This window comes from Pseudomonas sp. SJZ131 (assembly GCF_007828705.1).
GTDB classification, from domain to species: Bacteria; Pseudomonadota; Gammaproteobacteria; order Pseudomonadales; family Pseudomonadaceae; genus Aquipseudomonas; species Aquipseudomonas prosekii.
This window is the reverse complement of the sequence record NZ_VIVC01000006.1, coordinates 200,696-215,290: the sequence shown is the minus strand read 5'-3', so window position 1 is coordinate 215,290 and position 14,595 is coordinate 200,696. Positions and strand designations below refer to the sequence as shown.

The 14,595-nt window shown below is 60.3% G+C and carries 10 protein-coding genes; 4 read left to right on the top strand and 6 right to left on the bottom strand.

The window, feature by feature from the left end:
- Complete coding sequence (locus FBY12_RS24135; RefSeq protein ID WP_178076589.1) at nt 1–159, bottom strand: DUF3309 family protein; 159 nt, start codon at nt 157–159, stop codon at nt 1–3.
- Nucleotides 160–483: 324 nt separating this feature from the next.
- Between FBY12_RS24135 and FBY12_RS24130 the strand changes: the two genes are divergently transcribed.
- The 3 genes from FBY12_RS24130 to csrA all read left to right on the top strand — a co-directional run bounded on the left by FBY12_RS24130 (nt 484) and on the right by csrA (nt 2,035).
- Nucleotides 484–1,299, top strand: a complete 816-nt coding sequence (locus tag FBY12_RS24130; RefSeq protein WP_145256536.1) for an SDR family oxidoreductase — start codon at nt 484–486, stop codon at nt 1,297–1,299.
- 64 nt (nt 1,300–1,363) lie between these two features.
- Nucleotides 1,364–1,696, top strand: a complete 333-nt coding sequence (locus FBY12_RS24125; RefSeq protein WP_092279352.1) for a YnfA family protein — start codon at nt 1,364–1,366, stop codon at nt 1,694–1,696.
- A gap of 153 nt (nt 1,697–1,849) precedes the next feature.
- Nucleotides 1,850–2,035, top strand: a complete 186-nt coding sequence (gene csrA / locus FBY12_RS24120) for a carbon storage regulator CsrA (protein ID WP_092279354.1) — start codon at nt 1,850–1,852, stop codon at nt 2,033–2,035.
- Between the two features lie 5 nt (nt 2,036–2,040).
- Here the strand turns inward: csrA and FBY12_RS24115 are convergent, their stop codons facing one another.
- From FBY12_RS24115 to FBY12_RS24100, 4 genes are all read right to left on the bottom strand, one after another.
- Entirely contained in the window at nt 2,041–2,268 is a 228-nt protein-coding gene (locus FBY12_RS24115; protein ID WP_010461751.1) for a YheU family protein, read from the bottom strand.
- A 163-nt stretch (nt 2,269–2,431) separates the two neighbouring features.
- Nucleotides 2,432–3,622 carry an osmoprotectant NAGGN system M42 family peptidase gene (locus tag FBY12_RS24110; protein ID WP_092279356.1) on the bottom strand — a complete coding sequence of 397 codons (1,191 nt, stop codon included), beginning with the start codon at nt 3,620–3,622 and terminating at the stop codon, nt 2,432–2,434.
- 161 nt (nt 3,623–3,783) lie between these two features.
- A complete protein-coding gene (gene ngg, locus FBY12_RS24105) occupies nt 3,784–5,532 on the bottom strand; it encodes an N-acetylglutaminylglutamine synthetase (RefSeq protein WP_145256533.1) in 1,749 nt (582 codons plus the stop codon).
- A 3-nt stretch (nt 5,533–5,535) separates the two neighbouring features.
- Nucleotides 5,536–7,308, bottom strand: a complete 1,773-nt coding sequence (locus FBY12_RS24100) for an N-acetylglutaminylglutamine amidotransferase (protein ID WP_145256530.1) — start codon at nt 7,306–7,308, stop codon at nt 5,536–5,538.
- Nucleotides 7,309–7,606: 298 nt separating this feature from the next.
- Between FBY12_RS24100 and FBY12_RS24095 the strand changes: the two genes are divergently transcribed.
- Nucleotides 7,607–12,436: an NEL-type E3 ubiquitin ligase domain-containing protein gene (locus tag FBY12_RS24095; protein ID WP_145256528.1), complete on the top strand. Its 4,830-nt coding sequence runs from the start codon at nt 7,607–7,609 to the stop codon at nt 12,434–12,436.
- A 17-nt stretch (nt 12,437–12,453) separates the two neighbouring features.
- Here FBY12_RS24095 and mnmC read toward each other — a convergent pair whose 3' ends face one another.
- Nucleotides 12,454–14,433 (bottom strand): bifunctional tRNA (5-methylaminomethyl-2-thiouridine)(34)-methyltransferase MnmD/FAD-dependent 5-carboxymethylaminomethyl-2-thiouridine(34) oxidoreductase MnmC, encoded by a 1,980-nt coding sequence (gene mnmC / locus FBY12_RS24090; protein WP_145256525.1) that lies wholly within the window; start codon nt 14,431–14,433, stop codon nt 12,454–12,456.
- Between the last annotated feature and the right edge of the window lie 162 nt (nt 14,434–14,595).

Here is a 14,595-nt window from a genome sequence, read left to right as displayed (position 1 = left end):
TTATATCTTGCCAAGCAAGAGCAGGATCAACAGCACCACCAACACTACGCCGAGGATACCCGATGGACCGTAACCCCAACTTCTTGAGTGCGGGAACACTGGCAAACCACCGATCAGCAACAGGATCAGGATTACGATAAGAATTGTGCCCATGTCTATTTCCTTGTTCGAAGTGTTCTGGATTGACCTAACGTTGTAACGGTCAGCCGGAATGCAATTAATCCGAACTGCTTACAAACTCCGACTCGTGGGCCTGAAAGAAAATTCCATGTTTTTTAATCTTTTTTAGATTCATGGGTTATTTCTTTTGTGCAGCGCGCTAGTTGATTTAATGGGAGCAAGGCTTGCCCGCGAAGGCCGTTACGCAATCGCGATCCGTGCTGCGGTTTGCCAACACCATTCAGCAATCTGATGGAGCGTGGGTCGGCCACGGTCCTTCGCTACACTCGGCGCATCTTCCCCAGAACAACAAGGCTGTTTGCTATGCAAAATCGCATGATGATCACTGGCGCAGGCTCGGGCCTGGGTCGCGAAATCGCGCTGCGCTGGGCCCGCGAAGGCTGGCAACTGGCCTTGTCGGATGTCAGCGAACCGGGCCTTCAGGAAACCCTGAAACTGGTGCGCGAGGCCGGTGGTGACGGCTTTGTGCAACGTTGCGACGTGCGCGATTACAGCCAATTGACCGCATTCGCCCAGGCCTGCGAAGAAAAACTCGGCGGCATCGACATCATCGTCAACAATGCCGGCGTGGCGTCGGGCGGGTTCTTCAGCGAACTGTCGCTGGAAGACTGGGACTGGCAGATCGCGATCAACTTGATGGGCGTGGTCAAGGGCTGCAAAGCGTTCCTGCCGCTGCTGGAAAAAAGCAAAGGCAAGATCATCAACATCGCCTCGATGGCGGCGCTGATGCAAGGTCCGGCGATGAGCAACTACAACGTCGCCAAGGCGGGTGTAGTGGCGTTGTCCGAAAGCCTGCTGATCGAACTGGCGCAACAGGAAGTCGCGGTGCACGTAGTGTGCCCGTCGTTCTTCCAGACCAACTTGCTGGATTCTTTCCGTGGCCCGACCCCGGCGATGAAAGCCCAGGTAGGCAAGTTGCTGGAAAGTTCGCCAATCACCGCCACTGACATTGCCGACTACATCTACACCCAGGTCGCTGCCGGCGAGTTCATGATCCTGCCCCACGAACAAGGGCGCATGGCGTGGGCAATCAAGCAGAAGAATCCGCAATTGCTCTACAACGAAATGACCGTCATGGCCGATAAAATGCGCGCCAAGGCCCGGCAAACCGCAGGCTGACCTTGCCCGTCGGCAACAGCCTCGTTAGGGTGGCCGCCAACGGTCATCCTCACGAGACGCCTGCATGCTCAATTACCTGTGGTTTTTCCTCGCCGCGCTGTTCGAAATCGCCGGTTGCTTCGCGTTCTGGATGTGGCTGCGCCAAGGCAAAAGTGCCTGGTGGGTGATCCCGGCGCTGCTCAGCCTGACCCTGTTCGCGCTGCTGCTGACGCGCATCGAATCCACTTACGCCGGCCGCGCCTATGCGGCTTACGGCGGCATTTACATCATTGCTTCGATTGGCTGGCTGGCGGTGGTCGAGCGCGTGCGGCCGCTCGGCTCGGACTGGCTCGGCGTGGCGCTGTGCGTGATCGGCGCGAGCATCATTCTGTTTGGCCCGAAATTCTCGGCGTCCTGAGTGATCAGCGCTGCAATCCAGCATTTTGTAAGAGAAGTCTGTAGGCGCGTTCATTTCGCGCTGTAGGGCATGACTGATTATCTGGCGGCGCATTGAACCGCGAGCACGCGGCGGGCATCTTCAAAGTCCAGTAACCCTTAAAGGACGAAGGCCATGCTTGTTCTCAGTCGTGTTGTAGGTGAGTTGATTTCCATCGGTGACGATATTTCCGTGCGCATTCTCGCGGTCAATGGCGGCCATGTGCGCTTCGGTATCGAAGCGCCGCAGAACGTCAATGTGCATCGCGCGGAAGTGTACGAACGTATTCAGGCCAAATTGGCGAAAAACAAGGCGCGTTGATTGCTTCAGTCGAACAGGTGCTTGGGCACGTCGTGCTTGAGCATCAATTGGCATTGCTCGCTGTCGGGGTCGAAAACGATCAGTGCCTGGCCTTTGGTCAACGCCTGGCGCACACGTAATACGCGGGTTTCCAGCGGCGTGTCATCACCATTGTCGGTGCCGTCGCGGGTGACGAAGTCTTCGATCAGGCGGGTGAGGGTGTCGACTTCAAGTTGGTCGTAGGGGATCAGCATAGGCACCTCGGTAAAAACAATGTCGCGATGCTACGGCGAATGCGGTTTTGCGGCTAGTCAGTGGATGTTGTGTTGTCTGGTTTGACGCCTTCACGAGCAAGCCTCGCTCCTACAGGTTTGGCGTTCCATGCCCGCGAAGGCAATTTCACTGACAACACATCACTCAACTATCGTTGCGCTGCCCCACCAGACTGTCCACCGACGGCACGCGCGTATCGCTTTCCATCTGCGTGTCGTGTTCGATCTGGTGACTGAAGCGGTCCAGCGAACCCTTGGCCGGTTGCGCATCGCTGGCAAATACCGGCGGGCTCAAGATGTACGCGCCGAGCAAACGGCTGAGCGCCGCCAGACTGTCGATGTGCGTGCGCTCATAACCGTGAGTGGCGTCGCAGCCAAACGCCAGCAGCGCGGTGCGGATGTCATGTCCGGCCGTCACTGCCGAATGCGCATCGCTGAAGTAATAACGGAACAGGTCGCGGCGCACCGGCAGTTCGTTTTCACTGGCCAGACGCAGCAGATGCCGCGACAGGTGATAGTCATACGGTCCGCCGGAATCCTGCATCGCCACACTCACCGCGTGTTCGCTGGAATGTTGCCCCGGCGCCACTGGCGCAATGTCGATGCCGACAAATTCGCTGACGTCCCACGGCAGTGCCGCCGCCGCGCCGCTGCCGGTTTCCTCGGTGATGGTGAACAGCGGATGGCAGTCGATCATCAGCTCTTCGCCGCTGTCGATGATCGCTTTCATCGCCGCCAGCAGCGCCGCGACACCGGCCTTGTCGTCGAGGTGACGGGCGCTGATGTGGCCGCTTTCGGTGAACTCCGGCAGCGGATCGAACGCGACAAAATCGCCGACGCTGATCCCCAGCGAATCGCAATCGGCGCGGGTCGCGCAGTAGGCGTCGAGGCGCAACTCGACGTGGTCCCAACTGATCGGCATTTCATCCACGGCGGTATTGAACGCATGCCCGGACGCCATCAGTGGCAACACGCTGCCACGAATCACGCCGTTGTCGGTGAACAGGCTGACGCGGCTGCCCTCGGCAAAACGGCTAGACCAGCAACCGACCGGCGCCAGGGTCAGGCGCCCGTTGTCTTTGACCGCACGCACCGCTGCGCCGATGGTGTCCAAGTGCGCGGAAACGGCGCGGTCGGGGCTGCTTTTCTTGCCTTTGAGGGTGGCGCGGATCGTCCCGCGCCGCGTCATTTCGAACGGTACGCCGAGTTCTTCCAGACGCTCGGCGACGTAACGCACGATGGTGTCGGTAAACCCGGTCGGGCTGGGAATGGCGAGCATCTCCAGCAGGACTTTTTGCAGGTAGTTGAGATCCGGTTCGGGAATTTTGCTGGTCATGGAAACTCCTGATGAGTTACGAGCATCGATGGTTTCGATGAAGGGGAATGTGTCGCGCCAGTCAGGCCGCCATCGCGAGCAGGCTCGCTCCCACAGGTTGTACGCGTTGCAATGTGGGAGCGAGGCTTGCCCGCGAAGAGGCCCGCCCAAACGCCAAAGAACTACGAAACAGCCGGCTGACTGTGCGGAAACAGCAAGTCGACAAATTTCTCCGCCGTCGGTTGCGGTTCATGGTTGGCCAGCCCGGCGCGCTCATTGGCTTCAATAAACACGTATTCCGGCTGGTCCGCCGCCGGCACCATCAGGTCGAGCCCGACCATCGGGATATCCAGCGCCCGCGCCGCACGCACGGCAGCATCGACCAACGTCGGGTGCAGGATCGCGGTGACATCCTCCAGCACGCCGCCGGTATGAAGATTCGCCGTGCGCCGTACGAAAAGATGCTCGCCGGCCGGCAGAATACTGTCGTAGTCGTAGCCGGCAGCCTGCAAGGTGCGCTCGGTTTCGTGGTCCAGCGGAATCTTGCTTTCGCCGCTGGTGGCCGCCTGCCGTCGGCGACTTTGCGCTTCAATCAACGCGCGGACTGAATGCTGGCCGTCACCGACCACCTCGGCGGGACGGCGAATCGCTGCCGCAACCACTTCAAAACCAATCACCACGATGCGCAGATCGAGGCCTTCGTGGAAGCTTTCGAGCAACACCCGCGAGTCGAATTGGCGCGCGGTTTCGATGGCTTGCTGCACGTCATCGATAGTCCGCAAATCCACCGCCACGCCGTGACCCTGTTCGCCATCCAGCGGTTTCACCACAACACGTTCGTGTTCATCGAGAAACGCCAGATTGTCATCGCCATTGCCGGCCAATTGCTGCGACGGCAGGTTCAGTCCGGCGGCTTTCAGCACTTTGTGCGTCAGGCTTTTGTCCTGACACAAACTCATGCTGATGGCGCTGGTCAGGTCGCTCAACGATTCGCGGCAACGTACGCGGCGGCCACCGTGGCTGAGGGTGAACATCCCGGCGTCGGCGTCATCGACCTGCACGTCGATGCCGCGCCGATGCGCTTCCTCGACGATGATCCGCGCGTAAGGATTGAATTCCGCCTCCGGCCCCGGGCCAAGAAACAACGGCTGATTGATGCCGTTCTTGCGCTTGATCGCGAAGGTCGACAGGTTGCGAAAACCGAGCTTGGCGTAAAGGCTTTTCGCCTGACGGTTATCGTGCAACACCGACAGGTCGAGGTAACTCAAGCCACGGCTCATGAAGTGCTCGACCAAGTGCCGCACCAGCACTTCGCCGACACCCGGACGCGAACAATGCGGGTCCACCGCCAGGCACCAAAGGCTACTGCCGTTTTCCGGGTCGTTGTAGGCCTTGTGATGGTTAAGGCCCATGACGCTGCCGATAATCGCGCCGCTGTCCTCGTCTTCCGCCAGCCAATACACCGGGCCGCCCATGTGGCGCGGGGTCAGTAATGTCGGGTCGATCGGCAACATGCCGCGTGCCTGATACAGCAGGTTGATCGCCTGCCAATCCGCCTCGCTCTGCGCGCGACGAATGCGAAAACCGCGAAACACTCGGGTCGACTGGCGATAGTCGCTGAACCACAGGCGCAAGGTGTCCGAAGGATCAAGAAACAACTGCGCCGGTTCCAGCCCCAGCACTTGCTGGGGCGCCGCCACATAAAGAGCAATGTCGCGCTCGCCGGGCTGCTCATTGAGCAATTCCTGGGCAATGCTCGCCGGGTCAGGGAAAGTGTGCCCGATCAGCAATCGGCCCCAACCGCAATGCACCGCAATCGGTGCCGCGTTGAGTGCGCTGCCATCCTCGGCCAGGCGTGCCTGCAAGCGTTCGTAAGAAGGTGTCTGACCGCGCAACAAGCGTTGGCTGTAAGCCGTGGCGTGGGGTTTCATCGATCAGATTCCTTGTTCACTGAGCCACAGGTTCAGCGCAGCCAATTGCCACAGCTTGGAGCCGCGCAACGGCGTCAACTGACCTTGCGGATCGGTCAGCAGGCGATCGAGCATGGCCGGGTTGAACAAGCCGCGATCCTGACTTGGATCGAGCAGCAGTTCGCGTACCCAATTCAGCGTGTCACCCTGCAAATGCTTGAGGCCGGGCACCGGGAAGTAACCTTTTTTACGGTCGATCACTTCGCTTGGGATGACCAGTCGCGCGGCTTCCTTCAGCACTTGTTTGCCGCCGTCCGGCAGTTTGAATTTGCCCGGCACACGTGCCGACAATTCCACCAGTCGATAGTCCAGAAACGGCGTGCGTGCTTCCAAGCCCCAAGCCATGGTCATGTTGTCGACACGTTTGACCGGGTCATCGACCAGCATGATCGTGCTGTCCAGACGCAACGCTTTGTCCACCGCCGCATCGGCGCCGGGTTGGGCGAAGTGCTCCTTGACGAAGTCGCCCGCAGCGTCATTCGCGGTCAGCCATTTCGGCTGCACGGTGGCGGCGTAGTCTTCGTAGCTGCGGTCGAAAAACGCGTCGCGGTAGGCCGCGTACGGGTCGGCCGCGCCGTCCACTTGCGGATACCAGTGATAACCGGCGAACAGCTCGTCGGCGCCCTGGCCGCTCTGCACCACTTTGCAATGTTTGGCCACTTCGCGGGACAGCAGATAGAAGGCGATGCAGTCATGGCTGACCATCGGCTCGCTCATCGCCCGGAACGCTGCCGGCAGTTGTTCGATGATTTCTTTTTCGTCGATGCGCAACTGGTGATGCTGGGTGCCGTAATGCTTGGCGATCAGGTCCGAATACTGGAATTCGTCGCCGCGCTCGCCGCCGGCATCCTGGAAACCGATGGAAAACGTCGAGAGATTTTCCACGCCGACTTCACGCAGCAGACCGACCAACATGCTCGAATCGACGCCGCCGGACAGCAACACGCCGACATCGACTGCCGCGCGTTGACGAATTGCCACCGCGTCGCGGGTGCTGTCGAGCACACGGTCACGCCAGTCTTCGAGCGTCAGGTTCATCTCGTCGGCGTGAGGGCCGTAGGGCAGGGTCCACCAGGTTTTCTGTTCGGTAGTGCCATCAGCTTCGATACGCATCCAGGTCGCTGGCGGCAGTTTTTCAATGCCGGCGATCAAGGTGCGTGGCGCCGGGACCACCGCGTGGAAATTCAGGTAATGGTTGAGGGCCACCGGGTCGAGCATCGGGCTGATATCGCCACCCTTCAGCAACGCTGGCAGCGCCGAGGCGAAACGCAGGCGCTGGCCGGTGCGCGACAGGTACAACGGCTTGACGCCGAGACGGTCGCGGGCAATGAACAGGCGCTTGGCGTCGCGTTCCCAAATGGCAAACGCAAACATGCCGTTGAGCTTGGGCAGCATCGACTCGCCCCAGGCGTGGTAGCCCTTGAGCAGCACTTCGGTGTCGCCACCGGAATAGAACGCATAGCCGAGCGCTTCAAGTTCGGCGCGCAGCTCCGGGAAATTGTAGATCGCACCGTTGAACGCCAGGGACAGGCCCAATTGGTTGTCGATCATCGGCTGCGCCGAGCCGTCCGACAGGTCCATGATTTTCAAGCGACGATGGCCCAGGGCAATCGGCCCTTGGCTGTGGAAACCCCACGCATCCGGGCCGCGTGGGGCCAAGTGATGGGTGATTCGTTCTACGGCTGCAAGGTCCGCAGGTTGTTGATCAAAGCGTAACTCGCCAGCTAGTCCACACATAAAGTCCTTACCGGTTTTTCCGTTGGGGAGGGGTCGGTCAATTCCGCGTCAAAACAGCGGGTACTCAGAAACTGACCCGGCGGATTGGCGGGAGTTTTAGATCGATCGGTTATAAGTAGCGGGGCTGGGCTGTTGCGCGACGCATGCACAACGCTGCGCGGAAGGTGCGGTACGGGGTTATCGCATGGGTAGAAATTACTGCTTGAAACAGTGCCGGACCGCGCGACTATTCGTGTTTTTTTTCCAGCCGCAGACTCGCTAAGTTAACGGTCCACCACTCGCAATAAGGATATTGCCGATGCTGACCACCGAAAATCCGGCGCCAGTGCGCCAAGCCCCGACGCCGATGCAAACGCTGATGGCGCTGCTCGATGAAACCGGCGATTTGGACATTGCGCAGGCGCTTCAGGCGGGCATGCCTGACTGGCTGCGCAAAGCCTCACCGGCCTTGCTCGCGGCCCTTGAAACCGACGTGCAGGAACTGTTGGCCTACCAGCACAAAGTCGAGTTGCTGCTGCTCAAGTTGCAGCCGCTCGACAGTTTCTGCGCGGTGAACCTGTCGGCGGCGCTGAGCAGAAAATGGTCCGTCGCGTTCGACGTCAACAAAGACCTGCTGGTGCTGCCCGGCTTCGACTGTGGCTGCGACGGCACCCCGACCAAAGTCGAGGGCGAGGTCGAAATCCCCTCGATCAAGCGCAGCCTGCTGCAAGCGGCGATGCAGAATTTCACCGAAGAAGAAACCGCCAGTGAAGGGTTCCCCGATGGCAGTTCGCTGGATATCGCCGCCGCCCCCAAAGGGATCGTCGGGCTGACCCCACAAACTTTCGCCACGTTGTGCCGGGAACTCGATCTCGGCCGGCGCTACCAGCAACATCTCAGCGATGTGTTCAGTTTGCCGCTGACCTCGGATGGCCTGGTCAACGATCTCAAATGGCTCAAGGTCAAGAAGCTGCGGGTAGATGCGCACTTGGCGTTGATGAAAGGACACATCAGCCCCGCCGCGCATAAAACCTTGCTGACGCTGGGGCCGCACAGCGGCACGGTGGCGCAGACCGGCATCCAGAAAATCACCCACGATGGCCAGCCGCTGATCACTCAGGGCATGGAGTTGTTCGGTGCGTGCGTGTGGGGCGTCGTGGTGTTGTCGCGGCGCTCGGTCGAAACCTTCCCGACCGATTGGTGCCTCGTCTACATGCCCAACGAACCGGGGCGAGCGCTGTATGAGTACAGCTCGTTTGCTGAATACAAAGTCTATTTGGGCCTCAAACTCAAGGTCAAAAGTTACAACGAGTACTTTGCCCACGGGATCGAAGAAGATCGCAAACGCGAGTTCTTCGAGGCTGCGGCAGCGGCCGACAACCTCGATACGTTCAAAGCCCTGCCAATCGATGTGCCGCTGTTCCAGTTCATGATCCAGAGCGCGCTCGGCAAGATGCAAATCGATGCTCGCGAACTGGCCGTGCCGACCGCCGATGTCGATGAGCAAGTGCGCAAGAAACGCCTGGAAAACCTCCTCGAACTGGGCTTGACGATCAGCAACATCGCCGGGTTTTTTATCCCGGTCCTCGGCCAATTGATGATCGGTGTCACCGTCGGCCAATTGCTTGGTGAGGTCTATGACGGCGTTCAGGACTGGCACCACGGTGACAAGCAAGAGGCACTGTCGCACCTGCTCAGCGTGGCGGAAAACCTCGCGCTGATGGGCGCGATGGCGGTGGGTGGCAAAGTCGTGGGTTCGCTGATCAAGAAAACCGTGCGCGAACACGCCGAGTTCTTCAGCCAGTTCCAGTCGGTGACCAACAGCCAAGGCCAGCCGCGACTGTGGAAGCTCGACCTGCGGCCCTACAAGCGGCCGTTGAGCACGCTCAGTGGGCGCACGGCGGATGCGCAGGGGGTTTACCACGTTGCCGGGCAACCGCATATCCGCATCGACAACAGTGCTTACCGGATTCACTACGACCCGCTGATCAAAAAATGGCGAGTGCGGCATCCGCTGCGCCCGGAAGCGTTTTCGCCGACGCTGGAGTACAACGGCGAGCGCGGCTGGCGGCTCTCGTTCGAGCAACCGGACCAGTGGCGCGAAGGCAGCTATGCACTCAAACGCCTGGATTCACGGCTGGCGACCCTTGAAAACGCCAGAGTGGAAGAAATTCGCAACGCCACCGGCACGTCCATTTCCGATCTGCACTACCTCAATGACGAAGGCCTGGTGTTGAACGCCCGGTTGAAGGACACCATCGAGCGATTTCATCTGGACCAGCGCATCCGTGAGTGCATCAGCGTGCTGGAAACCGGAGATCCGCACGATGCCGTGCACCTGCCGGAACACTTGAACGCCTTGCCAGCGCTGCCCGGCTGGCCGTCCGGGCGCTACATCAAGGTGCTCGATAGCAAACAGCGAGTCAGCGCGATTTACCCCAAGGGCGCGCATGTCGCTGATGAAGACATGGCCATCGCGATCTCCGAGCTGGAGTTGGCGCAGGGCCATTTGTTCGAGCAAGTGCTGGACGGTTTGACCCGCAGGGAAATCGATGGCTTGCTCGGCGCCAAGGCCAGCGCTGAAAAAGAAACCGATGCGCTGGCGAAAAAAATCGCCGCCGCGCTGAAGCAGGATCGTTTGCCGCTGTTCAATCGCTTATATGAATTGCAGGACGTCAGCGCCGCTGCAGACGTGGAAATCGTCCGCAAGAAATTCGCCGGGTTGCCCGTCGACATGACGCAAGAGCTGATCGATCAGGCCAGCAGCGTCGAGCGTCTGCGTTTGCGCTCGACCAAACGTGTGCCGATGGGCATTGCCGAAAAGGCCCGCAAAGGTCTCGCCGAGGTGCGCCTGGACCGCGCCATCAGCGGCGTTTACCTGCCGGAAGTGGCCAGCGACGATTCCGCCCGGCTCGCCGTCGCGTTGCTCGAACATTTGCCCGGTTGGAACCGTGAACTGGCGCTCGAAGTGCGCGAGGGTGCCGTAACTGGCGAGGTCCTGCAACGCGTCGGCCATCCGGGTAACTCGTCAACAATCACTGTGGTCAAATCGCCGGCCGGATATCAGGCGTTTGCCAGCGACGGCGCATCGCTGACGGCCGTCAGCAAGGGGCCGGACGCCTTGTATAAAACCATCGTTCAGGCGATTGAACCGCCGACTCGCGCAGCGCTGGGGCTAGGCAATGATTTGCAGGATCAAGCCAGGCTGTTGCGTGGCAAGTTGCTGTCCCGAGCCTTGGAAGAACGTTCGGTGTGTTCGCGATTGCTCGCCGGTGAACCGCTGGAGGCAGCAATTGCGCCAGTTTCCTGTGTGCAGGCGCAACAGCCGGGCCGGTCATCGCGCTACCCTCGGGCGCTGGTGCGCAAAGTCAAAAAACTCTACCCGTTGATGACCGATAGCCAGATCAACACATTGCTGGACGGGCTGGGCACTGACCACCTGACCCGCTCGACCGCGATCAAACAGCGCCTGGCGCAACTCGAAACTTTGCGCACGTTGCTCAAGACCTGGCGCACCGATGACGCGCAGATGCGCAAGTTGCCAGGCGCGCTGAGTGAGTATCGGCAAAGCCGCAGGCAAGTTGCCGATGCCATCGAAAACAGTTGGCGGCGCCTGTCGTTGCTGCGTGACGAGCATGGCGTTGGTGTTCCGGGGTTGAGCCTGAATGGCATGCGGGTCGGCCAGTTGCCGACGTTGCCGGCGGCAATTGACTTCAGTCACGTGCAACGTCTGTCATTGAAAGACATGCAGCTGGGCGACGAAGTCAGTCAATTCCTCACCTCGTTCAAGTCCGTGGATTCGCTGGAGCTGGACACCAACAAAATCACGGCGCTGCCCGACGAGCTGGCGTCGATGCCCAAGCTGATCCACTTGAGCCTGGCCGATAACCAGCTGCGCCTGAGTGAAACAACCCTGGCCAGGCTGGCGGCGATGCGTTCGCTGGAATCGCTCAATCTGAGTAAAAACCGCCTTGGCGCCACGCCGGACATCAGCAACATGTTCGACCTGCGGGTGCTGTCGCTGCGAGAAACCGGCGCGACCGAACTGCCCAAAGGCCTGGTCCGTTTGCCTAACCTGAGCTTCGTCGACCTGCGTGAAAACAACATCAGGACGTTGCCGGACTGGTTGTTCAGCGTGTCGACGACTTTCAGCAAAGCGATCAATCTGCGCACCAATAACCTCGACGAGGCCAGTCGGCGCAAATTGCAGACCTACCTGGATAACACCGGGGTCGGCATGGGCGTGTTTGATGACGACATCGGGCGCATGACCGAGCGCAACGCCAAGGCCCTGTGGTTGCCCGAAGAAACTATCGTCACCTATAGCCGTCGCGGCGAAATCTGGAACGCTTTGCGCGATGAGCCGCAATCCGAGGGTCTGTTCCAGTTGCTCGCCGAACTGGGCAACACCGCCGACAGCGAACACGTGCATGAAGACATGAGCCGTAGAGTCTGGTCAGTGCTGGAGGCGGCCTACGACGATGCGGTGCTGCGTGACCAAGTGCTTAATCAGGCCGCCAACCCGATCAATTGCACGGACAGTGCGGCGATGAACTTCAGCAACCTGGAAGTGGCCGTGGCGGTCGACAAGGTGCTGCGGCAGTCGGGCAACAGTGCCACGGCAGCCCGGCCATTGTTGAAGTTGGGGCGCACTTTGTTTCGCATCGAGCAATTGAATGCGATTGCCGTCGAGCACCAAATCAAGTACCCGACGATGGACCCGCTGGAGATCAATCTGGCTTATCGCACTGGGCTGGCAGACGCACTGGAGTTACCCGGTCAGCCACGATTCATGCGTTACGCCGCGCTCGGCAATGTGCAGACTGCCGACCTCACGGCAGCCAAAACCCGAATCATCGCTGCCGAGCTTTCACCTGCGCTGCGTATGTCGCTGGTGAAACAAGGGTTCTGGGGCGATTACCTGAAACGTCATTCCCCACAGGAGTTCTCAGTGATGAATGCACCGTTTCAGACGCGCTTGAGTAAAGTTTTCGAGAAGGCCACCACGCTCAAGGGCGCTGACTATCTCAGCCAGATCGAAGCGATCAACAAGGAGCGCGCAGCGGCCGAGACTGCGATGATGGAGCGCTTGACCGGCGAGGCGATGAAACGCCTCGAGTTGGGTCTGTGCGCTATCGCCGAAATGTGAAGCGTCTGTCGACCTGCTCAGTTGCCGCGAATCAAGCGGCGCAAGGCAAAACGATTCGGGTGACAGGCTTCAGCGACGGCGCGCGGCAGCGGCAACGGTTCGTTGTCCAGCCACGCCGCGAGCAATTCGCCGGACAGCGGCGCGGTGATCAAACCGCGTGAGCCATGACCGCTGTTGACGTACAAACCGTCGAGCCATGGGCACGGGACGTCGGGCACTTGCCGGGCATCTTTGCTCAGGGCGGCGTAAGCCAGGTTGAACGCCTGACCGTCCGCCAATGGCCCGACAATTGGCAAGTAATCGGGACTGGTGCAACGAAACGCCGCGCGACCTTGCAGTTGCTCGGCGTCGAGTTCGCCTGCGTGCAGTCGGCTGACCAATTCGCTGGAGATTTCTTCGAGCAATTGCAGATTGCCGAGGTGTTCGGCGGTGGTCGGGCTCAGGTCATCGCTGGTGAAATCAAAACTGGCGCCGAGAGTGTGTTCGCCCAGTCGCGCCGGGGCGACATAACCTTCGGCGCAGACCACCGTGGCCAGGCTCTGGCTCTCGGCGGTTTGCGCCAGTCGGGTGATCTGCCCGCGAATGCGTTTGAGCGGCAGGTCGGCGCTTTGCTCGAATCGCTTGATTTCGGCGGCGCCGGCCAACACTACGGTCGCTGCGCTGGCGAGCAAAGTGTCGCCGTCCCACGCTTGCCACTGGTCATCGACTTTGCGTAAGGCCAGCACATCGTTATGCGGCAGCACGTGGACATTCGGTTGCGCCGCTTGCCACTGGCACAACGCCGGCGGATGCACCCAACCACCTTCCGGATAGAACAAGCCACCGTGGGCCAATGCAATTCCGGCCCGCGTTGCGGCTTGAGGCTGATCGAGCAGGTGCAGCAAGTCGGCAGGAAACGCCGCCGCCAGTTGCGCCTGACGCTCGGCTTCCTTGGCATTGAACGCCAGTTGCAACACCCCGCAACCGTCCCAATCGACACCGCGATGCAAATGCTCCAGCACCCGGCGCGTGTGGCCGAAACCGCTGACAATCAGTTGCGACAACGCGGTGCCGTGCGCCGACAGTTTCAGGTACAGCACGCCTTGCGGATTGCCTGAAGCTTCTTGCGCGATCGCCGCATGGCGCTCCAGCAAACTTACCTGCCAACCCCGCGCCGCAAGGCTGGCCGCCGTCGCGCAACCCGCCAGGCCGGCGCCGATCACCAATGCGCGACGCTCGCTGGTGGGCCGAGGAGGGCGGGCGAACCACGGTTTCGCCGCGAGCGGTGCGCCGACTTCGGCTGGCCAACCGAGAAACACCCCACGCAGAATCTCCCATTTGTGGCCGATGCCCGGCGTGCGTTTCATTTTGAAACCGGCGGCGTTGAGCAAGCGCCGCACCCATCCGGTGCTGGTGAAGGTGCTGATGGTCGAGTCGGGCGCGGCCAGGCGCGCCAGTTCGGCAAACAGCTCGGCGGTCCACATATCGGGGTTTTTCGCCGGGGCAAAACCGTCGAGAAACCACGCGTCAATTTGTGCGTCGAGTTGCGGCAACATTTCCAGCGCATCGCCGATCAACAGCGTCAGGGTCACGCGGCCGTTGTCCAGCACCAGCCGTTGAAAACCTTGATGGATCGCCACGTACTGCGCCAACAGTTGATCGGCGAACGGTTTCAGTTGCGGCCACAACGCCAAGGCCCGCTGCAGGTCTGCCGCAGTCAGCGGGTATTTTTCCACGCTGACGAAATGCAACCGCGCGCCAGCCACCGCGTGCTGGTCAAACAATTGCCAGGCACACAGAAAATTCAGCCCGGTGCCGAACCCCGTCTCGCCAATCACCAGACGCCCGTCGACGGGCAGCGCGGCGAAACGTTCCTGCAAACGGTTCTGTTCGATGAACACATAGCGAGTTTCTTCCAGACCCGACAGGTCGGAAAAATACACATCATCGAACACCCGCGAATACGGGCGTCCCTGGTCGTCCCAGTCGAGCTGGGCGTTGGGCAATTGAGGATTCATGACAGGCTCGGCAACGGCAAGGTCGGCATTCTAGCCGATCAGCGCGGCTGTGCTTGATCCATGGCAACTGCCGGAGACACTGCTTCAGGGAAAATCTGCCGCCAGGCCATTGTGGCAATGGAGCTGTGGCAAAAGAGCTTCCTCTGGCAAAAGAGCTTTTGT